The organism is Microbispora rosea, assembly GCF_044460045.1.
Taxonomy (GTDB): domain Bacteria; phylum Actinomycetota; class Actinomycetes; order Streptosporangiales; family Streptosporangiaceae; genus Microbispora; species Microbispora rosea.
Genome location: NZ_JBITJO010000001.1, coordinates 700426 through 720107, shown reverse-complemented (window position 1 = coordinate 720107; position 19682 = coordinate 700426). Strand labels below are relative to the sequence as shown.

Genomic DNA, 19682 nt, shown 5'->3' with positions numbered 1-19682 from the left:
CCACGCCCGTACCGATGACCGCGAAGCGGCGCGGCGCCCAGCTGGGCATGCTCGCCTTCGCCGTGCTGATCGTGATGGGCGCGTACGCCGGCGTCGGGCTCGGGATCAACGGCAAGGTCCCGTCCGGCATGCTCGGCTACGGCCTCGGCCTCGGCGGTCTGATGCTCGCGGCCTACCTGGTGCTGGCCAAGTGGGCACCGTGGGCCGACCCCCTTCTGCTTCCCCTCGTGACGCTGGTGAACGGCATCGGTCTGGTGATGATCTACCGGATCGAGCTGGCCGGGGAGCATCTCGCCTCGGCGGCGAACCAGCTCATGTGGACGGCGCTCGGCGTGGTGATGTTCTCCGCGACACTGATCGCGTTGAGGGACCACCGCGTCTTGCAGCGCTTCACCTACACCGCTGGCTTCGCCGGCATCGCGCTGCTGGTGCTGCCGATGCTGCCCTTCATCGGCAGGGAGATCAACGGCGCGCGCATCTGGGTCGGCATCGGCCCCTTCAGCATCCAGCCCGCCGAGTTCGCCAAGCTGGCCCTGGTCGTCTTCTTCGCGGGATATCTAGTCGCCAAGCGCGACGTGCTGGCTCTGGCGGGCCGCCGCCTGCTCTTCATCGACCTGCCCCGCGCCCGCGACCTCGGTCCCGTCCTCATCACCTGGGGAATCAGCCTCGGCGTCCTGGTGATGCAGAAGGACCTCGGCAGCTCGCTGCTGCTGTTCGGCGCGTTCGTCGCGATGCTCTACGTCGCGACCCAGCGCACCTCGTGGGTGCTCATCGGCATCCTGCTGTTCGTCGGCGGCGCCTTCCTCGCCGGGCAGATCTTCAGTCACGTCGAGGCCCGCTTCAACGTCTGGCTGCACGCCGAGGACCCCGCGCTGTACGACGCGGGCGGCGGCAGCTTCCAGCTCATGCAGGGCATGTTCGCCATGGGCTCGGGCGGCATCCTCGGTACCGGCCTCGGGCAGGGGTACCCGTACAAGGTCCCGCTGTCGTTCTCCGACTTCATCTTCACGGCGACGGGCGAGGAACTCGGCCTCACCGGCCTGATGGCCATCCTCATGGTGTACGCGCTCATCGTCGAGCGGGGGCTGCGCACCGCGCTGGCCGCCCGCGACCCGTTCACCAAGCTGCTCGCGGCCGGCCTGTCGTTCATCCTCGCCTGGCAGGTCTTCATCATCGTCGGCGGCGTGACCCGGCTCATCCCGCTGACCGGTCTCGTGACGCCGTTCATGTCCGCCGGAGGCTCGGCGCTGCTGGCCAACTGGATGCTCATCGCCCTGCTTGTACGGATGTCCGACGCGGCCCGCCGACCGCCGCCGCAGGCGATCCAGGACGAGGGACTGACCCAGGTGATGCAGCGATGAACAGCCCGCTCAAGCGTGTCGCCGTGGCCTGCCTGCTCATGTTCGGCCTGCTCATGGCCAACGTGACCTACTTGGGCTCGGTGAAGGCCGAGGGCCTGCGCAACGACTCGCGCAACGTGCGCATGTTGTTCAACCGCTACAACATCGACCGGGGCTGGATCACGGCCGACAACGGCAAGACGACGCTGGCCAAGACGGTGGACACCGGCGACAAGCAGTTCCGGTTCGAGCGGGAGTATCCGCTCGGCAAGCCGTTCACGCACGTGGTCGGCTGGTTCGCGCCGGAGAGCGCCTCGGGCATCGAGGCCGCCATGAACCGCTACCTCGACGGCAGCCACCCCGACCTGGTGGTCCGCCGGGCCATCGATATGGTCAGCGGCAAGCCCGCCAAGGGCGCGAGCGTCGACCTCACCCTGAACAGCAAGGCCCAGGAGATCGCGTACAAGGACCTGGCCGGCACCGGCAAGCGCGGCGCGGTCGTCGCGCTCGAACCGAAGACCGGCAAGATCCTGACGATGGTGTCGGTGCCGTCGTACGACCCGAACCCGCTGGCCAAGGCGAACAAGGACACCGTCAACAAGGCCTACAACAAGCTGGACAAGGACGACAACAAACCGCTGCTCGACCGGGCCATCGACCTGACGTTCGCCCCGGGGTCCACGTTCAAGACGGTCACCTCGGCGGCCTTCCTCAGCGACGACACCTCACGCGACGAGAACACGCAGGTCGACGCGCCCGACTCGCTGCCGCTGCCGGGCACGAGCATCTCGCTGCCCAACTATCACGGCGAGTCGTGCGGCGGCCGGGCGACGCTGGTGCAGGCGCTCACCATCTCCTGCAACACGCCGTTCGCCATCATGGGCATGGACGTCGGCTACGACAAGCTCAAGGAGCAGGCCGAGAAGTTCGGGGTCGGCCAGCCGCTGGAGATCCCCCTCAACGTCGCGGCCAGCAACATCGGCCCGGACGAGGGCAAGGCGGCTCTCGCCAAGACCGCGATCGGCCAGCAGAGCAACCAGATGACCCCGCTGCAGATGGCGATGGTCGCGGCCGGCATCGCCAACCAGGGCACGGTCATGAAGCCGTACCTGGTCAACAAGATCATGGGGCCGGACGGCGCGGAGATCGACGGGACCGACCCCGAGGAGCTGGACGAGGCCGTCACGCCCGAGGTGGCCGGCGAGCTGACCAAGATGATGATCGGCGTGATCGAGAACGGCACCGGCGGCGCGGCCAGGCTCCCCGGCATCACCGTGGCGGGCAAGACCGGAACGGCGGAGACCCTGCCGGGCAAGCCGTCGCACGCGTGGTTCATCTCCTTCGCCCCCGTGGAGGACCCGAAGGTCGCCGTAGCGGTCTTCGTGGAGTCCGGCAGCGCCGGCAACGACGCGACCGGCGGTGCAGTGGCCGCGCCGATCGCGCACGACGTGATGCAGGCGGTGCTCGGGCGGTGACCGACACATGAGCGACACCGTGCTCGGTGGCCGATACCGGCTGACCTCCCCCATTGCCGCGGGCGGCATGGGCGAGGTCTGGCGGGCCGAGGACGAGCTGCTCGGCCGGGAGGTGGCGATCAAGCTGCTCGGCCGCCATGTCGCGGGCGACGCCACCTTCCGCGACCGGTTCCGCTCCGAGGCCAGGATCACCGCCGCCCTGACCGATCCCGGCATCGCCCAGGTCTTCGACTACGGCGAGAGCGACGGCCTGGCCTACCTCGTGATGGAACTGGTGCGGGGCGAGCCGCTGTCGGCCATCCTCGCCCGCACCGGCGCGCTCGGGCCGGACGTCACGCTCGACGTCGTCGAGCAGACCGCCCGGGGCCTGCACGCGGCCCACCGGGCCGGCGTCATCCACCGCGACGTCAAGCCCGGCAACCTGCTCGTCACCGAGGCGGGCCAGGTCAAGATCACCGACTTCGGCATCGCCCGCGCGCTGGAGGCCGCGCCGCTGACCGCGACCGGCACCATCCTCGGCACCGCCCAGTACGTGAGCCCGGAGCAGGCGTCCGGCACCACCCTCACCCCGGCGAGCGACGTCTACTCGCTCGGGGTGGTGGCCTACGAGTGCCTCGCGGGCCGCCCGCCGTTCACGGCGGAGACCGCGGTGGCGCTCGCGCTGCGGCACCTCAACGACACGCCTCCGCCGCTGCCCGGGAACGTGCCCGCTCCGGTGGCGGCTCTCGTGATGTCCATGCTCGCCAAGGACCCCGCCGCGCGGCCGGAGACCGGGCCGGTGCTCCTCGACAGGGTGCGGACGCTGCGCGAGACCCTCGCGGGCACCGCGGCCTCGACGGCGGTCCTCGGGGCGCTGACCGACCCCGGGGGCTTCCCCGCGGCGGGCGGCGCCGGCCGTACGATGCCTCCGGCCGCGCCCGGCCTGACGACGCCCCTGGGTGAGCCCGCGGGGGCCGGCGCGCCGGGCCCCGGAGCCACAGGCTCGCGTCCCGGCGCCACCGCGCCGCTGGGGCCGGTCCCGCCCGCCCCGCGCAGGGCTCCCTCGGGCGTCCCCGACGCCCGTACGCGACGTCCCGGCGGCCTGGAGGGGCCCGCGGGCGGGCGGCGCCGCCGTACGACCCTGATCCTCGCGACGGCGGGCTGCGCCGCCGCGGTCGGCATCGGGGTCCTGGCCTTCACCGCGGCCCACACCGGCGAACCGCCGGCGGACCTCGGTGAGACGGCAGCGCCCGTCTCAACGTCCCCCTCGCCGTCGCCAAAGCCGTCGCCGGTACGTACGCACAGGTCAGAGATTCCACGGACGCAACGGCCGACCGCTCCGGCGGCGTCGGACGAGCCGAGCGCCGTTCCGTCGGCTACCGTAAGCAGGTCGGCATCAACGCAGACGCCCACACCGGCTTCGTCCCCGACCTCGACCCCTACTCCGACGTCCACCCCGGCCACGGAACCCAGTGAGACTCCGCCCCCTACGGAAGCCCCACCCGACACGAACCCTCCGGATGAGGGGGAGTGATGAGCAGAGGGGTCGATGATGGAGACCGGTGGCACCCCACGATGAACGGCAAGGGACAGTGCAGGAAATGACTCAGCCACGACTTCTCGGCGGACGCTACGAGCTGGATGGCGTCGTGGGGCGTGGCGGCATGGCCGAGGTGTATCGCGCCCGGGACATCCGGCTGGACCGTATCGTCGCCATCAAGACGCTCCGCTCCGACCTCGCCAGGGACCACACGTTCCAGGCGCGCTTCCGGCGTGAGGCGCAGTCCGCCGCATCGCTCAACCACCCGTCGATCATCGCCGTGTACGACACCGGCGAGGACATGATGGACGGCACACCGGTGCCGTACATCGTGATGGAGTTCGTCGACGGGCGGACGCTGCGCGACCTGCTGCGCGCCGACCGGCGACTGCTGCCCGAGCGGGCCATGGAGCTGGTGGACGGCATCCTGCGGGCGCTCGACTACAGCCACCGGGGCGGCATCGTCCACCGGGACATCAAGCCGGCCAACATCATGTTGACGGTCAACGGCGAGGTCAAGGTCATGGACTTCGGCATCGCCAGGGCGATGGCCGACTCCGCCGCCACGATGACCCAGACGGCGCAGGTGATCGGCACCGCGCAGTACCTGTCTCCCGAGCAGGCCCGCGGCGAGCGCGTGGACGCCCGCAGCGACATCTACTCCACCGGCTGTGTGCTGTACGAGCTGCTCACCGGCCAGCCGCCGTTCACCGGCGACTCCCCCGTGGCGATCGCGTACCAGCACGTGCGGGAGGATCCGATCCCGCCGTCGCGGATCGACCCCGAGATCCCGCAGTGGGCCGACGCGATCGTGCTCAAGGCGATGGCCAAGGACCCGGTCCACCGCTACCAGAGCGCCGCGGAGATGCGCGGCGACCTCCAGCGGGCCCTGTCGGGCATGCCGGTCGACCCGCAGACGATGGCGATGGCCACCCAGCAGTACAACGGGTACGGCGCGCCCGACCGCACGCGGACGATGACCACGGCCGGCGGCGCGCCCATGACGCAGAGCACCCGCGCCATCCCGGACTACGAGTACGCCCGTGAGGAGCGCGGCGGCGGCCGGTACGACGGGCGGCGGCGCAGCGGCGGCGGCAACACCGCGCTGAAGACCGCCCTGTGGATCCTCATCCCGCTGGCGGTGATCGGCGCCATGATCGGTGTCGGCTACGCCTTCCTCGGGTCCGGCGGCTCCGCGACCGCCGACAAGATCCAGGTGCCGTTGGTGACGAACCAGACGAAGGCGGCGGCCGAGCAGGCCTTGAAGGCGGCCGGGTTCAAGGTCGCCTTCGGGCCGGAGGAGTTCAACAGCGACGTGCCCAAGGGCGCCGTCGTGAGCACCGACCCCGCCGGGGGTGAGCAGACCGACCCCGGGGCCACGGTCACCGTCGTCGTGTCCAAGGGCGAGGAGAAGGTCACCGTCCCGGACGACCTGATCGGCAAGACGCAGGAGGAGGCCAAGGCCGAGCTGGAGGCGCTGGAGCTGAAGGTCAGCATCGTGCCGAAGGCCTCCGCCAAGGAGCAGGGCAAGGTCTTCGACACCAACCCCAAGCCGGGCGAGAAGGTCCAGAAGGGCGCCCTGGTCAGGCTGTACGTGCCCCAGGAGATGACCGAGGTCCCGAGCGTCGTCGGCCTCACGCTCGAGGACGCGACGCGGACGCTGAAGGGCGCCGGCTTCAAGGTCAAGACGTCGGAGCAGGCGAGTGACGTGGTGGCGCCGGGCAACGTGATCGACCAGTCGCCGCAGGCGGGGACCAAGCTCAACCCCAACACCACGATCACGCTGACGGTCTCCAGCGGCCCGTCGCAGCAGCCGCCGACCGACCAGCCCAACACCGACCTGCCCACGGACGGCACCGGAGACACCGGCGATCCCGGCGACGGCACCGGAGACACCGGTGACACCGGCGACCCCGGTAACGGCGGCGGCGGCGGTGTGCAGATCGGGCCGCCCGGAGAGGGCGGGGACAACCCGTTCGGCAACTAGTGCCGCGATGAGCGGACGGCGGCCATCGCGGTGCGGTGGCCGCCGTCGGCGTTTCGTCGGCCGAGGTCTTCGCTGGGACCATTCGTCCCGGGGAACGTCCCCGGTGAGCGGCCCGGATGAGGCATCGACGCCGGCAGGGCCGTCGACGGGGCCGTGGCCGCCGCGGCATCCCCGCACAGGCCGGCCCCAGGACAGGCGCCGGGCATGAGGAAGGGCTTCCGCCACTCGGGGGCAATGGCGGAAGCCCTCACTCTTCTAGTCGTAACAAGAGCGGAAAGCGTTACACAATCTGCGCGAGCCAATTTCCGAGCAGCCGATGACCGTGCTCGGACACGACCGACTCGGGGTGGAACTGCACGCCCTCGATGGGGGCGTCGCGGTGGCGCAGGCCCATGATGACGCCGTCCGGGGTGGTGGCCGTCACCTTCAGCGCATCCGGCACGGTGCCGGGGACCACGGCGAGCGAGTGGTAGCGCGTCATCGTGACCGGCGACGGGAGCTCCCGGAACACGCCCCGCCCGTCGTGGGAGATCAGGCTGGTGCGGCCGTGCATGAGCTCGGGCGCGCGGTCCACCGTGGCCCCGTACGCCACGGCGATGGCCTGGTGACCGAGGCAGACCCCGAGCAGCGGCAGGCCGCGCTCGGAGCAGTGCTTCACGAGGGACACCGACACCCCGGCGGCCTCCGGCGTGCCGGGTCCCGGCGACACGAGCACGGCGTCGAAGCCGTCGGCGTCGCCCACGGCGACGCGGTCGCGCGGCCGTACGTCGCAGTCCGCGCCCAGAGCGCGCAGATACTGCACGATCGTGTGCACGAAGCTGTCGTGATTGTCGACCACGAGCACCCGGGTCGGGCTCATCGGTGTCTCCCGCTTCACCGGGGTGGCTGGGTGTGCCAAGCGGAAATCGGACTTTCAGCGTACGGCAATCCCGCATGGGGGATCGCCCGGCGGGGCCCGCGCCGACTATCCTTGCTCGGGACTTCACCGCCACAGCGATTACGCTATTGACACCAGCCCGCACGACCGCGCGGGTACCCACCAGGAGAAGCTCCCGTGCCCAAGTCGAAGACCCGCAAGAAGGCCGTTTACACGCCGCCGCAGAAGGCACAGACGGTGAAGGTCAGCCCTCGTTGGCTCGCCCCCGTCATGGTGGCCTGCTGGATCATCGGTATCGCCTGGATCGCGATCTACTACATCGCGCCGAGCGTTCCCGGCATCTCCACTCTGGCGAACTGGAACCTGCTCATCGGTTTCGGGCTCATCATCGTCGGCGTCATACTGTCGACGAAGTGGCGTTAGGCTGCTTCCTTAAGATTCTTTCCACAGCCTTTATCCACAGCCTGTGGGCAGCAGGCGATAAGCGGCCCCTGGACGGGGCGCCGCGGGCTTGGCGCGGGGTTCGGGCCGGGCGGTGCGTTGCCCGGCCCGGCCGCGAGAAGCGTCAGCTCCGGCCGAGCATCTCGGCGGTGAGGATGCTCCCGCCGAGGCCCCAGCCGCCGTCAGGCACCTCTTCGAGCAGGACCAGGGTGGTCGCCCGGGCCCGCTCGCCGTACACACCGGCGTAGGCGTCGGTGACGGCGTCGATGAGCTTCTTCTTGGACTCGGGAGTCAGGGTGCCTGCGGGCACCTTGAGGTTGGCGAACGGCATGGTCGTTCCTTTCAATCTCTTCGGGTGTTTCCGGAGGTGTGTGGCAGAGGAGCGCGGCGGACGTCAGACGATGCCGCCGTTCGCGCGCACGACCTGCCCGTTGATCCAGTGCCCCGCGGGGCTCGCCAGGAAGGCGACGACCTCCGCGATGTCCTCGGGGGTGCCGAGCCGTTCGAGCGGGGGCTGCTTGGCCATCCGCTCGACGGTGGTCTCGTCCTTGCCGTCGAGGAACAGTTCGGTGGCGGTCGGGCCGGGCGCGACCGCGTTGACCGTGATCTGCCGCCCCCGTAGTTCGCGGGCGAGCACGAGCGTCATCGCCTCGACGGCGCCCTTGCTGGCGACGTACGCCCCGTAGGTGGGCAGTTGCAGGCCGACGACGGACGTGGACATCGTGATGATCGTGCCGCCGTCGCGCACGCGGCGCGCGGCCTCCCGCGCCGTGACGAAGGTGCCGCGGATGTTGGTGCGGTGCAGGGCGTCCAGGTCGTCGAGGTCGAGATCGGCGATCGGGGACAGCGACAGGCGCCCCGCCGAGTTGACGACGACGTCGATCCCGCCGAACTCCTTCTCCGCGGCGTCGAACATCGCCGCGACCGCGTTCTCGTCCGCGACGTCGGCCTGTGCCGCGATGGCCCGGCCACCGGCCGACGTGACGGCGTCGACCACCTCGGCCGCGGCCGAGGCCGCTCCCTGGTATCCCACGACGACGGCGAAGCCGCGCGCCGCCAGCGTCGTCGCGATCGCCCGGCCGATGCCGCGGGAGCCGCCGGTGACGACGGCCACGCGCTGAGCACTCATTGGACAACTCCCTTGATCATATCGACGATACGTACATCACGTATCGTCGTTACGCGAGAGACGTTAGCACGATCTCCATATCGGCGCTAGCGAAATTCCGTATCATGGTTACATGGCAGGTGTGGACACCCTACGTGCGGTGATGATCGAGGCCGCCGAGAAGCAACTGGCGATGTCTACGGACAACGACATCGCCACGCGGGCGGTCTGTGAGGCGGTCGGCGTGACCCAGCCTGTGCTCTACCGGCTGTTCGGAGACAAGCGGGGGCTCCTCGACGCCGTCGCCGACCACGGATACGAGCGTTACGCCGCGCTCAAGGCCGCACAGGAGCAGACGACCGACCCGGTGGCCGACCTACGGGCCGGCTGGGACGGTCACATGGCGTTCGCACGGGAGAACCCCGCCCTCTACCAGCTCATGTTCACGCCCCGGCCGTGGTCCCGATCCACGGCTCGCCACCGGGTGTTCGAGCTGCTGGAGGAGACGCTCGTACGGTGCGCGGCGATCGGCGCGCTGAGGGTGGTTCCGCCGGTCGCGGCCCGGCTGATCCTTTCCGCGAGCGTCGGGACCGCCCTCGACCACATCGCGAGTCCGGAGCTCTTCGACGACCCCGCGCTGTCTCACCGCATGCGCCAGGCCGTGTTCGCGCACGTGCTCACCGAGGCGACCGCGCGAGAGGACGCCGATCCCCTCCGCGAGGCCGCACTGCGCCTGCGCGCGCAGCTCGACCTCGCAGGTGCCGACGCCCTCGAGCCGGTCGAGACCGCCCTGCTCCGGCGCTGGCTCGACCGCATCACGCAGCCCGGCGAGGGGAACGTCAGGTGAAGGCGCCTTCGAGTGGCAGGCCGTACGGCGGCAGCGTGGTGACGAGCAGGACCAGCGCCACCAGCACCGCGGCGGCGATGCAGGTCTGCACGAGGGTGCGGTTGCGCGGCGGAGCGTAGGCGAAGCCGGCGGCGACGATCGTGCCGGTCACGAGCCCGCCGAGATGGCCCTGCCAGCTGATGCCCGGAACGACGAACGTGAGCACCACGTTGATGCCGATCAGCCAGAGGGCGCCGCGGGCGTCGTAGCCGAGCCTGCGGGCGACGACGAACAACGCGCCGAACAGGCCGTAGATGGCCCCGGAGGCCCCGACGGCCGACGTGCCGAACAGGTAGATGGCGACCGAGCCGCCCAGCGCCGACAGCAGGTAGAGCGCGGCGAACCGGCCCGCGCCGAGCCTGCGCTCCAGTTCCGGGCCGATCGCGTAGAGCGCCCACATGTTGAACAGGATGTGCCAGAACGACGGCGGCGGGGAGTGCAGGAAGGCACTGGTGATCAGCCGCCACCACTCGCCCATGTGGACCCCGAGCGACCACATCGCGAACCGCTGGATGACCTCGTCGGGGCGCAGGACCTCGGCCGCGTACGCGAGCACGTTGAGGATCAGCAGAGCCCACGTGACGCGGGGCGCGGCCACGGCGGCACCGCCGAAGGTCGCCTGGGCCTGCCGCACCTCGCGGTTGCCGTCGCGGACGCACTCGGGGCACTGGTGGCCGACCGCCGCCTCGCGCATGCAGTCAGGGCAGATCGGGCGCTCACAGCGCTGACAGCGGACGTAGGTCTCGCGGTCGGGGTGCTGGTAGCAGGTGGGCACGGCTTGCGCCCCCGGCTGCGGGGGCGGCGGAGGCTGGGAGGTCATGGGGTCCTTTCCTGACGAGTCCCTGTGTGGGGGCGCATCCATGAGCCAGCCTATAAGCCGGAGACGCCCCGGCCGCGTGTTCGCGGCCGGGGCGTCTCGGGAGCGCCGGAAGGGGCGCGGTCAGGACCGCTCGATGGTGACCTCTTCGAGGACCACGTCGTTGACCGGCCGGTCGTTGCGGCCGGTGGGGGTCTTGGCGATCGCGTCGACCACCTCGGTGCCCTCGATCACCTCACCGAAGATCGTGTGCCCCTGGTTGAGGTGCGGGGTCGGCCCGACGGTGATGAAGAACTGGGAGCCGTTCGTGCCCTTGCCGAACCGCTTGCCCGCGTTCGCCATGGCGAGCAGGTAGGGCCGGTTGAACTGGTTCTCCGGGTGGATCTCGTCGTCGAAGCTGTAGCCGGGGCCGCCGACGCCCTGGCCGAGCGGGTCGCCGCCCTGGATCATGAAGCCGTTGATGACGCGGTGGAAGATCGTGCCGTCGTAGAGCTTGGTGTTCGTCTGCTTCTCACCGGTCTCCGGGTGGGTCCACTCCCGGGTGCCCTCGGCGAGTTCGACGAAGTTGCGCACGGTCTTCGGCGCCTTGTTGGGGAAAAGCTGAACGCGGATCGTGCCGTGGTTCGTGCGCAGATTCGCGATGAGGTTGTCAGCCACGAGGGCCGCCCCCTTAGGTAGCTCGTGTTAGTTGTCCGGTGAACAGGGTAGCGAGCATGCCTTCAAGCACCGCTCGTGATTGAGCCACAACCATCCGGGAAGGGGTCGTTCCGGGGCCCCGTCGATTGGGGAGGTTGATCGTGTCCCTGACAATGAACAGAAGGCGCCGCGCCGAGGTGGTCATCCCGCAAACGTGGCTGAGCAGGATGAGAGACCAGGCGATGAAGGCCAGCGGCCGGATGAGCCCGGTGGCGGAGACCGCAAGGGATCTCGCCACGCACCGGATCGAGGACGCCAGGGTCTGGGCGGCGCCGAAGCTCGACCAGGCGGCGCAGTCGGTCGAGGAGCAGATCGCTCCGATCGTGAGCGCGTTCCTGGCCGAGTTGGCCCGCAGGATCGACGTGACCAGCACCAGGAAGACCCGACGGCGCTGGCCGGTCGTCGCACTGCTGGGCGGCGTCGCCATCGGCGCGGTCGGTGTGGCGATGTATCGGAACAACGCCCAGCGCTGGACCGAGACCATGCGGGAGAGCATGCGGCACACCGGCTCCGACGCCAGCAAGTGGGTCGGCGACAAGGCCGGAGAGGTCGAAGACAAGGCCGACAAGGCCGCTGACGAGATCTCGGGAAAAATGTCCTAGCACGTCCCTCACAGCCACCCGGTACGGCCGGCGTTCCCCCAACGCCGGCCGTACCGTGTTGCCCGCTTCGCTCATCGGCTCGCTCGGTGTTACCCGCTTCGCTCGGTTTTGTCCGATTCGCTCGGCGGGGAGCTCCCATCAGGTGATCGGGGTCTCCAGGCGGTGCAGCACGGCGGGGAGGCGGTCCTCGTAGACCACGGTGAGCCGCCGGGTCGCCCGGGTGATGGCGACGTACAGGTCCTGGCCGCCCTTCGGCGACTGACGCAGGATGCCTTCGGGATCCACCACCACCACGGCGTCGAACTCCAGGCCCTTCGAGCCGCGCACGGTGAGAACGGCCACCGGGCTGTCCAGGGGATCGACGGCCTCGGGGAACAGCGCGGCGACCTCCGCGTGCCGGGCGTCCGGCGTGACGACGCCGACCCGCCCCTCCTCGATCTCGCGCAGCTCCGACTCCACCAGCAGCCGCAGGTCGGTGCCGTCGGCGGGCACGGCGCGGGGACGGGCGCCGCCGAGCCTGACCGACTCGGGCGGCTCCTCCCCGGGCGCCACAGCGCGCAGCACGTCGGCGGCGACCTCCATGATCTCGGCCGGCGTCCGGTAGTTGACCAGCAGGCGCTCCTCCCGCCAGCGTCCCTTGACGTACGGGTCGAGCATCTCGCCCCACGACCGCGCGCCCGCCGCCGAGCCGGTCTGGGCGATGTCGCCGACGACCGTCAGGGAGCGGGCCGGGACCCGCCGCATCACCGTCCGCCAGGCCATCGCCGACAGTTCCTGCGCCTCGTCCACGATCACATGCCCGTACGCCCAGGTGCGGTCGTGACCGGCCCGGTCGGCCGTCGTCACGTACGGCCCGTCCTCGCGGTTGCGGCCCGCCAGCAGGGTCGCGTCGAGCACCGGATCGACGTCGGTGATCGTCAGGACCTCCCGCGCGTACAGTTCCTCCTCGCGGCGCTCGTCCTCCGCGCGGCGTCGCCTGGCCCCGGCCCCGTAGTCGTACTCGCCGAGCAGTTCCGCGGCCTCGTCCAGCAGGGGGACGTCGCCGACCGTCCACGGCGCCTCCCTGGGCCGCAGCAGGAGCGCCGACTCCTCCTCTGTCAGGTAGGGCCCGGCCGCCGCGCGCAGCCGCTCCTCGTCCGACAGGAGTTCTCGGACGAGCCGCTCCGGGGTGATCTCCGGCCACAGAGCGTCGAGCGCGTCGCGCACCGTCCGGTGCTCCCACAGGGTCGTGGCGGCGTACTCCAGGTCGCCGTCCTCCAGCGGCCGGTCGAGCTGTGCCGCCTCGTCGAGCGCGAGCGCCCGCAGCACCGGGTCCACGAACGTCCAGCGGGCGATGTTGTGCTGCCGCCGCAGGCCGCGGGCGCGGTCGCGGGCCCGCAGGCACGTGGCGTGGTCCGCCCGCAGCGTCATCTCCTCGACCACGACCTCCACGCCGCCGCGCACCGACGTGCGGACGGGGATCTTCACCTCCAGGTCGCCCTCGGGCACCCGCTCGCGGTCGCGGACCGCCTCCTCGACCACCCGGGCCATGCGCGGGTCGCCCTTGACGACGGCGACGGCCGGCTCGTCCTCGGCGGTGGCCCGCACCCCGGGGTGGAGGCCGCCCATGCTCGTCAGCACCACCTGCGTCTCGCCCAGCGCGGGCAGCACCTGGCTGATGTAGCGGGAGAACGTCGCGTTGGGCCCGACGACGAGCACGCCACGCCGCTCCAGCGTGTCGCGATGGGTGTAGAGGAGGTACGCCGCCCGGTGCAGGGCGGCGACGGTCTTGCCCGTGCCCGGTCCGCCCTGCACGACGAGCGCTCCCGCCAGGCCCGAGCGGATCACCCGGTCCTGCTCGCGCTGGATGGTGGCGACGACCTCGCCCATTCGTCCGGTGCGTCCGCGCCGCAGCGCCGCGAGCAGCGCGGCCTCGCCGACGAGCGTGCGGCGGTCTCCGTCGGCCATCCGGTCGAGGTCGAAGACCTCGTCGTCGATGCCCACGACATCGCGGTGCCGCGTGTGCAGGTGCCTGCGGCGTACGAGTGGGCCGGGATCGCTGGGGGTGGCGACGTAGAAGGGGCGGGCGGCGGGGGCCCGCCAGTCGACGAGCACGGACGTGTGGTCGTCGTCGCGCAGCCCGACGCGGCCGACGTAGAGGGTCTCGCCCCCGGCCTCGTCGATGCGCCCGAAGCACAGGCCGCGTTCGACGGCCGACAGTTGCGCGAGGCGGCGGGCGTGCTCGGCCGCCATCACCTCCCGCTCCACGACGGCCTGCCGGGTGCCCGTGCCGCCGCGGGCCAGGACGTCATGCATGCCGCGCTCGGCCCGTTCGCGGGCGACGTCGAGGCGGCCGTACAGCATGGACACGTAGGACTGTTCGATCCGCAGGGCCTCGGCGCGAGCGGAGTCGGATTGACGGTCACCCATTCCTGTGATAAACTCCTAGTGAGAGCGTCTGACTTTCAGATAACCGGGAATCTCTCACTATACGGCACCGCACCTCTGTGGCGTGTCATGTCTCCGTCCACTCCGTCTGGGGTGGATTTTTTTGTTTCACGGGACTTCTGTGACTGATGTGAGTGATGTCGCGTCTCTCCTGGGTAACGGGGAGACGGCGCGATCGGTGGGACGCATCGCCACATTCCGTCCGGATTCGCATCGCGCCCTGGTCAACCGTCGCGCGGCGCGGGACGTCTTTGGAAACAAGGAGGCCCGGATGGACGTCCTCGAGAGCCTCGTGGACGACGAGCTCCGCCTGGAGCTCGTCCTCATCGAGGCACTGCATCACGAGGCGGAACGGCTGGCCGCCCCGGCCGTCCGCTGAGATCACCGCCCGCCGCCTCACAGTGGGGCGGCGGGCGCCCTCTCACCCGTCAGGCCCAGGGGCGGAAGACGGCGCGGACGCAGCCGTCCTTCTTGTGCTTGAACATGTCGTAGCCCTTGGGCCCCTCGTCGAGCGTCATGGTGTGCGTCGCGAGGTAGGACGTCTTCAGATCGCCCTTCGCGATGCGGTCGAGGAGCTTCGGGATGTACCGCTGGCCGTGCTGCTGCGCGCCGCGCAGCGTGAGGCCCTTGTTCATCAGCGCCCCGAGCGGGAACTTGTCCACGAAGCCGGCGAAGACCCCCAGCACGAACACCGAGCCGCCCTTGCGGCAGGCGTGGATCGCCTCCCGCACCGCGATCGGGCGGTCCTGCTCCAGGCGCAGCTGCTGCTTGATCCCGTCGTAGACGCGCTGGATCCCGGTGCTGTCGGCCTCCATGCCGACGGCCTCGACGCACACGTCCGGGCCCCGGCCTCCGGTGCGCTCACGCAGCTCGGCCGTGACGTCGGTGCTCGTGTAGTCGATCACCTCGCAGCCGACGTGGCGGGCGGTCATGGCCAGGCGTTCCGGATAGCGGTCGATCGCGATGACCCGCTCGGCGCCGAGGAGCATGGCGGCCCGGGCGGCCATCTGGCCGACCCCGCCGCATCCCCACACCGCGACCACGTCTCCCGGCCGTACGCCGCCGAGCTCGGCGCCCATCCAGCCCGTCGGGGCCGCGTCGGAGGCGAACAGCGCGTCGAGGTCCGAGACGCCCTCCGGGATGGTGAACGCGTTGTAGTCCACGAAGGGCACCCGGATGTACTCGGCGTGACTGCCCCGGAAGCCGCCCATCGCGTGGGAGTAGCCGAAGATGCCGGCGGTCGTGCCGCCCCACATCAGGTCCGTGACGCCCGGCGTGGGGTTGCTGTTCTCGCACAGCGACCACTCGTCGTGACGGCAGGCCCAGCAGCGGCCGCATCCGATGATCGAGCAGACCACCACCCGGTCGCCCGGCCGGTGCCGGTTCACCTCGGGGCCGACGTCGACGATCTCGCCGATGAACTCGTGCCCGATGACGTCGCCGGCCCGCATGGCCGGGATGTAGCCGCCGAGCAGGTGGAGGTCGGAACCGCAGGTGGTGCTCGCCGTCACCTTCACGATCGCGTCCTGGGCGTTGAGGATCGCGGGGTCGGGCACCTGCTCGACCGACAGCTCGTTCACGCCTTCCCAGCACAGTGCCTTCACAGCCGCCCCCCTTCCGCCGCGCGTCCCAGCGCCATGTCGAGGACCTTGCCCGGCAGGGTCGGCCTGGTCGTCTCGAACTCCTCGTCCGAGCGCAGCACGTCTCCGGTCTCCAGCAGCGACTTCGTCTCGCGCAGCGCCGTACGGATCCCCGTCCGGGGATCCTCACCCCGCAGCCGGGCGAGGACGCCGTCGGCGCCGGCCCGCTGTTCCCTCGGCCGGGCGTAGATCTCGGTCCCCCGGTCGCCGGGTGCCCGGTTCATCCGCACCTCGGCGTCCACCCGGCTCAGCGGCTCGGGCAGGTGCCCGCCCGGGGCCACCTCGTCCGGCGGCCGGTTGATCGTGATGCCCAGCCAGCGGCTGGACTCCAGCGGGTCCTTCGCCGCGGCCGGCACCCGGCCACGCGAGGCCGCCCATCGCGCCATTCCCAGACCGGCAACCGCGAGCGCCGCCGCTCCGGCAACGAGACGTTTCATGGCTTCGCCCCCTCCACGGCCGACTTCCTCGGGTGTTACCCCCGCTCATGGGCTCTATCCCGCCCAGAGCTGGCGGGTGGAAAGGAGTTGGACGCCGGGTGGCGGTTCGGGACGACGGCGTCGCGGGCTGTTCGGCGTCGCGGGCTGTTCGGCCCCGCAGGCTATTCGGCCCCGCAGGCTATTCGGCCCCGCAGGCTATTCGGCGTCGCGGGACGGCGCGGCGGCGAGGGCGTCCGCGACGGTGGGGAAGATCGGGACGTGGGACGCCAGCCCGGTGATCCACAACGCGCGGGCGGCGCCCCGCTCGACCGCGACGAGGCCCAGCCAGCCTCCCTCTTCGAGCGCCCGCTTCCAGCGGGTGACCAGCAGCCCCGTCGCCCTGGAGTCGAGGAAGTCGAGTTCGAGCAGGTTCACCACGAGGTACGGCCCGAACTGGGCGAATGCCTTGTCGAAGAATTCCGTGGCCTGTTCGTGTGTGGTGAAGTCGAGCGTCCCCCGCACCGTCAGCACTCCGATGCTTCCGCTGCTCTCGGCGGCGAACGTGGCCTCGGCTGTCGAGAGGTGGGGAAGATCGGACATCAGAACACTTCCAAGGAGTTCGGCAGAATGCGCGCGACCAGGATGCAGGTGTCGTCGCCGGTGTTGCTCGGGGCCAGGGCCTCCATGACCGCCGCCACACGATCCTGCGGTGGCACCTTCGGCACGGTCCCGGCGATCGCCGCGCTGAGGATGTCGAGGCCTTCGAACAGGTCCCGGCCCGGGCGTTCGATGAGGCCGTCGGTGAACATGAGGAGCAGATCGTCCGGCTCCAGCTGCATCTCGGCGCAGCTGTAGCTCACGTCCTCGAAGACGCCGAGCAGCACGCCGGGGTGCAGCAGCCGGTGCACCCTGCTCCCTCTGACAAGCAGCATGGGCGGGTGGCCCGCGTGGGTCCACCTCAGCGTACGGTCCTTCATGCGGTAGTGGGCCACGACGGACGTCGCCAGCACGTCGGGCCGCATCCGCCGGAGCAGCCGGTTCAGCGCCACGAGGATCTGCGCCGGATCGTGATCGGCGAAGGCCAGCCCCGTGATCGCGTGCCGCAGCTTGGCCATGGCGGAGGCGGCGGCCAGGCCGTGCCCGGCGACGTCGCCCACGGCCAGCAGCGCCTCCCCGTGATCGAGGTGGATGGCCTGATACCAGTCACCGCCCAGCGGCGCCGTCTCGGCGGGAAAGTAGCGCACGCCGAGCTGCAGCCCGGGCACCGAGTCCTGCATCGGCAGGATGATGCTCTGCAGTCGCGCGGTGAGCTGCGACTCCTCCTCCAGTCGCTGGGTGACCTCGGCGAGCTCGTCGGCGGTCCTGCGCCAGTCCGTCACGTCCTGCACGACGCCGTGGATCTCGACGGGTCTTCCCTCCACGTCCCGGGTGACCTCGGCCGTCGCCCTGATGTGCCGGTACTCGTCACCGACACGGATGCGGATGTCGAACTCGTGCGGCCCGCCGCTGCCGCCCAGCGTCATCAGCGCGTGCTCGACGATCGGGACGTCGTCGGGGTGGGCGATCTCGCGGTAGTGCTCCAGCGCGAACGGTCCTTCGGCCGGGTCACGTCTGTGGATGACGTAAAGCTGGTCGGACCACTCGGCCTCGCCGGTGATCAGGCTCCAGTGTCCCCAGCCGAGGTGTCCCAGGCGCTCGGTGTGGAGCAGCCGGGCCGACAGGCGCTCCTCCCTGTCGTGGCGGACCCAGGAGACGAGAAGGCCGCCCTGCAGGGGGGCGAGGCGGACGCCGTAGGTGGACAGAGCGGGCACGCCGCCCCCGTCCTCCCGGTGCACGTAGGGGTCGACGTCCTCGGGTTCCCCGGTCTCCATCACACGGAGGTAGGCGTCCCACAGAGGGGAGCCGGCGACGCCCGGATACGCCTCGATCGTGCGCAGGCCGACGAGCTCCTTACCGGCCCTGTCGCGGATGTCCCTGGCCTCGGGACTGGCCGCGCACACCTCGAAGTCGCGGATCACACCGGCCTGATCGCGGATGGGCAGCAACCAGACGCCCTGGTTCGCGATGGCATCGAGCACGGCTTGCACCAGCCCGACCACGGCTTCGGGGGACGCTTCGAGAGGGTGGCCGCTCACAGGACTGAGCCGCGTCATGCGATCACCTCCGCCCATGGGCCACCTTCCCTGAGGTATCCACAAGAGCGGACTGTCTGGAGGATCGCTCTTGCCTTCCCGATGAGGTTACCTTCCGCGCGTTGGGATAGGCACCGGATGCCCCGTGGCCTACCCACGAGGTTCCGTCCGTCCCTGGCCACACTCCCCTTCGACTCCCGGGATCTTTTGCCCACTTTTTACCTGCTCGGGCGTACTCGGGACTCCAGACCGCCCAGCTCGCCTGCACCGCTCCCCGTAGTCGTCAAGAAAGGGTCCGCCCGCGCGGCACGCGCCGCCCATTCCCCGGCGGCGCGCACAATGGCTGGTCGGCCGCACGGCGGGCAGGGCGCGAGCACGGAGCGACCAGGGAGGACGAGCGATGACCAGGGCAGCGGTGAGAGCCGCGCTGGCCCTCGTGGTCGCGGCGGCCGCCGCGCCCGCACCCACGCCCGCATCCGCGCACGCGGCGGAGCCGCCGCCGTGTCCGCTGGTGATCGGCCACGGCGGCTACCCGAAGAGCGCCGGCGCCAAGGCCAAGGACGTGATCCGCCAGCCCAACGTGCTGCGGGCGGTCGACGACCAGGCTTCGTGGGGCGCCGACGGCGTCGAGGCCGACGTCCAGCTCACGCGGGAGGGCACCAAGGCCGTCATGTGGCACAACAGGACGACCAACGGGCTGACCGGGCCCCGGCAGGAGATCCGCGAGATCGGGTGGGCCGACGGGCCCGGCAACCTGCGTGACCGCCGCGTCGCCCGCGGGCCGTACGCGGGTGAGCGCGTGCCGACCCTGCGGGAGTGGCTCGACCACGTCCGCGCCCTGGGGCTGCTCGCGCTGCTGGAGATCAAGAAGGCCGCCGCGCCCGTCCTCGCCGATCCCGCGTACGGCGAGGCGGCCTGGCGGGAGATCATCGATCCCATCGTCGAGCGGCAGGACGCGCAGCCGATCCTCGTCTACTCCCGCGACAAGTGGATCAAGGCGGAGCTCGCCGACCGGCTGCCGGAACACCTGCGAGGTTCGGCGGCGAAGTGGACCGACGGCGTCACGTGGGACGAGCCGCCGCCGCCCTGGCAGCTCAACGAACCGCAGTGGCAGGCCGTGCTCGACCAGGCTCCCAACAGCGTGATGACCAGCCACACCGCGGACTACCGCGCCTGGCTCGGCGGCAGATGCCTCCGCTATTCCGGCGCCTGACCGGAGCCGGCGGCTCCGGACGCGCTGGTCGCGGACGCACACGGCGGTCTCCGCCCGTCTCCCGGCCGGTCCCGGGATCCGGCCGATGCCCCGCACCCGCCATAAA

Annotated in this window: 18 protein-coding genes; 8 read left to right on the top strand and 10 right to left on the bottom strand. The window is 70.8% G+C overall.

The features are described 5' to 3' along the window. Window positions 1-14: 14 nt before the first annotated feature. The 4 genes from ACIBK1_RS03445 to pknB all read left to right on the top strand — a co-directional run bounded on the left by ACIBK1_RS03445 (window position 15) and on the right by pknB (window position 6321). A complete protein-coding gene (locus ACIBK1_RS03445) occupies window positions 15-1361 on the top strand; it encodes an FtsW/RodA/SpoVE family cell cycle protein (RefSeq protein ID WP_030511035.1) in 1347 nt (448 codons plus the stop codon). Then, complete coding sequence (locus tag ACIBK1_RS03440; RefSeq protein ID WP_030511036.1) at window positions 1358-2815, top strand: peptidoglycan D,D-transpeptidase FtsI family protein; 1458 nt, start codon at window positions 1358-1360, stop codon at window positions 2813-2815. The genes ACIBK1_RS03445 and ACIBK1_RS03440 overlap by 4 nt, the downstream gene beginning before the upstream one ends. Window positions 2816-2822: 7 nt before the next feature. Then, window positions 2823-4328, top strand: coding sequence for a serine/threonine-protein kinase (locus ACIBK1_RS03435; RefSeq protein WP_396731984.1), 1506 nt, complete (start codon window positions 2823-2825; stop codon window positions 4326-4328). 67 nt (window positions 4329-4395) lie between these two features. Next, the gene (pknB, locus tag ACIBK1_RS03430; protein WP_396731981.1) at window positions 4396-6321 is read left to right on the top strand and encodes a Stk1 family PASTA domain-containing Ser/Thr kinase; all 1926 of its coding nucleotides are present in this window, start codon (window positions 4396-4398) and stop codon (window positions 6319-6321) included. Between the two features lie 280 nt (window positions 6322-6601). On the opposite strand, the gene ACIBK1_RS03425 is transcribed toward pknB, so the two are convergent. Next, the gene (locus ACIBK1_RS03425) at window positions 6602-7180 is read right to left on the bottom strand and encodes an anthranilate synthase component II (protein WP_396731978.1); all 579 of its coding nucleotides are present in this window, start codon (window positions 7178-7180) and stop codon (window positions 6602-6604) included. A 195-nt stretch (window positions 7181-7375) separates the two neighbouring features. Between ACIBK1_RS03425 and ACIBK1_RS03420 the strand changes: the two genes are divergently transcribed. Continuing rightward, window positions 7376-7621, top strand: a complete 246-nt coding sequence (locus ACIBK1_RS03420; protein WP_030511040.1) for a cell division protein CrgA — start codon at window positions 7376-7378, stop codon at window positions 7619-7621. 142 nt (window positions 7622-7763) lie between these two features. Here ACIBK1_RS03420 and ACIBK1_RS03415 read toward each other — a convergent pair whose 3' ends face one another. Beyond that, on the bottom strand, window positions 7764-7970 hold the full coding sequence (locus tag ACIBK1_RS03415; protein WP_030511041.1) for a 4-oxalocrotonate tautomerase family protein: 207 nt from the start codon (window positions 7968-7970) through the stop codon (window positions 7764-7766). A 63-nt stretch (window positions 7971-8033) separates the two neighbouring features. After that, window positions 8034-8768 carry an SDR family oxidoreductase gene (locus ACIBK1_RS03410; RefSeq protein WP_396731975.1) on the bottom strand — a complete coding sequence of 245 codons (735 nt, stop codon included), beginning with the start codon at window positions 8766-8768 and terminating at the stop codon, window positions 8034-8036. A 112-nt stretch (window positions 8769-8880) separates the two neighbouring features. On the opposite strand from ACIBK1_RS03410, the gene ACIBK1_RS03405 reads away from it, so the two are divergent. Beyond that, window positions 8881-9594: a TetR/AcrR family transcriptional regulator gene (locus tag ACIBK1_RS03405; protein WP_396731972.1), complete on the top strand. Its 714-nt coding sequence runs from the start codon at window positions 8881-8883 to the stop codon at window positions 9592-9594. On the opposite strand, the gene ACIBK1_RS03400 is transcribed toward ACIBK1_RS03405, so the two are convergent. Both ACIBK1_RS03400 and ACIBK1_RS03395 read right to left on the bottom strand, forming a co-directional pair. After that, window positions 9587-10453 carry a rhomboid family intramembrane serine protease gene (locus ACIBK1_RS03400; RefSeq protein ID WP_036408358.1) on the bottom strand — a complete coding sequence of 289 codons (867 nt, stop codon included), beginning with the start codon at window positions 10451-10453 and terminating at the stop codon, window positions 9587-9589. The genes ACIBK1_RS03405 and ACIBK1_RS03400 overlap by 8 nt on opposite strands. 120 nt (window positions 10454-10573) lie before the next feature. Beyond that, on the bottom strand, window positions 10574-11107 hold the full coding sequence (locus ACIBK1_RS03395) for a peptidylprolyl isomerase (RefSeq protein ID WP_030511045.1): 534 nt from the start codon (window positions 11105-11107) through the stop codon (window positions 10574-10576). 152 nt (window positions 11108-11259) lie between these two features. On the opposite strand from ACIBK1_RS03395, the gene ACIBK1_RS03390 reads away from it, so the two are divergent. Then, window positions 11260-11748, top strand: coding sequence for a hypothetical protein (locus ACIBK1_RS03390; RefSeq protein WP_143734430.1), 489 nt, complete (start codon window positions 11260-11262; stop codon window positions 11746-11748). 138 nt (window positions 11749-11886) lie between these two features. Here the strand turns inward: ACIBK1_RS03390 and ACIBK1_RS03385 are convergent, their stop codons facing one another. The 5 genes from ACIBK1_RS03385 to ACIBK1_RS03365 all read right to left on the bottom strand — a co-directional run bounded on the left by ACIBK1_RS03385 (window position 11887) and on the right by ACIBK1_RS03365 (window position 18384). Beyond that, window positions 11887-14157: a HelD family protein gene (locus ACIBK1_RS03385; RefSeq protein ID WP_396731968.1), complete on the bottom strand. Its 2271-nt coding sequence runs from the start codon at window positions 14155-14157 to the stop codon at window positions 11887-11889. Window positions 14158-14603: 446 nt separating this feature from the next. Beyond that, on the bottom strand, window positions 14604-15779 hold the full coding sequence (locus ACIBK1_RS03380; protein WP_030512105.1) for a zinc-dependent alcohol dehydrogenase: 1176 nt from the start codon (window positions 15777-15779) through the stop codon (window positions 14604-14606). Further along, entirely contained in the window at window positions 15776-16252 is a 477-nt protein-coding gene (locus tag ACIBK1_RS03375; protein WP_030512106.1) for a hypothetical protein, read from the bottom strand. Before ACIBK1_RS03375 ends, ACIBK1_RS03380 begins: the two co-directional genes overlap by 4 nt. Window positions 16253-16447: 195 nt before the next feature. After that, complete coding sequence (locus tag ACIBK1_RS03370) at window positions 16448-16831, bottom strand: STAS domain-containing protein (RefSeq protein ID WP_076437185.1); 384 nt, start codon at window positions 16829-16831, stop codon at window positions 16448-16450. Beyond that, complete coding sequence (locus ACIBK1_RS03365; RefSeq protein ID WP_396731963.1) at window positions 16831-18384, bottom strand: PP2C family protein-serine/threonine phosphatase; 1554 nt, start codon at window positions 18382-18384, stop codon at window positions 16831-16833. Before ACIBK1_RS03365 ends, ACIBK1_RS03370 begins: the two co-directional genes overlap by 1 nt. A gap of 379 nt (window positions 18385-18763) precedes the next feature. Here ACIBK1_RS03365 and ACIBK1_RS03360 point away from each other — a divergent pair, with 379 nt between their 5' ends. Further along, window positions 18764-19576, top strand: coding sequence for a glycerophosphodiester phosphodiesterase (locus ACIBK1_RS03360; protein ID WP_396731960.1), 813 nt, complete (start codon window positions 18764-18766; stop codon window positions 19574-19576). Window positions 19577-19682: the final 106 nt, after the last annotated feature.

Excerpts from the sequence above, each read along its gene's own strand:
- ACIBK1_RS03445 (WP_030511035.1), top strand. The coding sequence starts at position 15 with ATGACCGCGAAGCGGCGCGGCGCCCAGCTGGGCATGCTCGCCTTCGCC.
- ACIBK1_RS03440 (WP_030511036.1), top strand. The coding sequence starts at position 1,358 with ATGAACAGCCCGCTCAAGCGTGTCGCCGTGGCCTGCCTGCTCATGTTC.
- ACIBK1_RS03435 (WP_396731984.1), top strand. The coding sequence starts at position 2,823 with ATGAGCGACACCGTGCTCGGTGGCCGATACCGGCTGACCTCCCCCATT.
- pknB (WP_396731981.1), top strand. The coding sequence starts at position 4,396 with ATGACTCAGCCACGACTTCTCGGCGGACGCTACGAGCTGGATGGCGTC.
- ACIBK1_RS03425 (WP_396731978.1), bottom strand. The coding sequence starts at position 7,180 with ATGAGCCCGACCCGGGTGCTCGTGGTCGACAATCACGACAGCTTCGTG.
- ACIBK1_RS03415 (WP_030511041.1), bottom strand. The coding sequence starts at position 7,970 with ATGCCGTTCGCCAACCTCAAGGTGCCCGCAGGCACCCTGACTCCCGAG.
- ACIBK1_RS03410 (WP_396731975.1), bottom strand. The coding sequence starts at position 8,768 with ATGAGTGCTCAGCGCGTGGCCGTCGTCACCGGCGGCTCCCGCGGCATC.
- ACIBK1_RS03405 (WP_396731972.1), top strand. The coding sequence starts at position 8,881 with ATGGCAGGTGTGGACACCCTACGTGCGGTGATGATCGAGGCCGCCGAG.
- ACIBK1_RS03400 (WP_036408358.1), bottom strand. The coding sequence starts at position 10,453 with ATGACCTCCCAGCCTCCGCCGCCCCCGCAGCCGGGGGCGCAAGCCGTG.
- ACIBK1_RS03390 (WP_143734430.1), top strand. The coding sequence starts at position 11,260 with ATGAACAGAAGGCGCCGCGCCGAGGTGGTCATCCCGCAAACGTGGCTG.
- ACIBK1_RS03385 (WP_396731968.1), bottom strand. The coding sequence starts at position 14,157 with ATGGGTGACCGTCAATCCGACTCCGCTCGCGCCGAGGCCCTGCGGATC.
- ACIBK1_RS03375 (WP_030512106.1), bottom strand. The coding sequence starts at position 16,252 with ATGAAACGTCTCGTTGCCGGAGCGGCGGCGCTCGCGGTTGCCGGTCTG.
- ACIBK1_RS03370 (WP_076437185.1), bottom strand. The coding sequence starts at position 16,831 with ATGTCCGATCTTCCCCACCTCTCGACAGCCGAGGCCACGTTCGCCGCC.
- ACIBK1_RS03365 (WP_396731963.1), bottom strand. The coding sequence starts at position 18,384 with ATGACGCGGCTCAGTCCTGTGAGCGGCCACCCTCTCGAAGCGTCCCCC.
- ACIBK1_RS03360 (WP_396731960.1), top strand. The coding sequence starts at position 18,764 with ATGACCAGGGCAGCGGTGAGAGCCGCGCTGGCCCTCGTGGTCGCGGCG.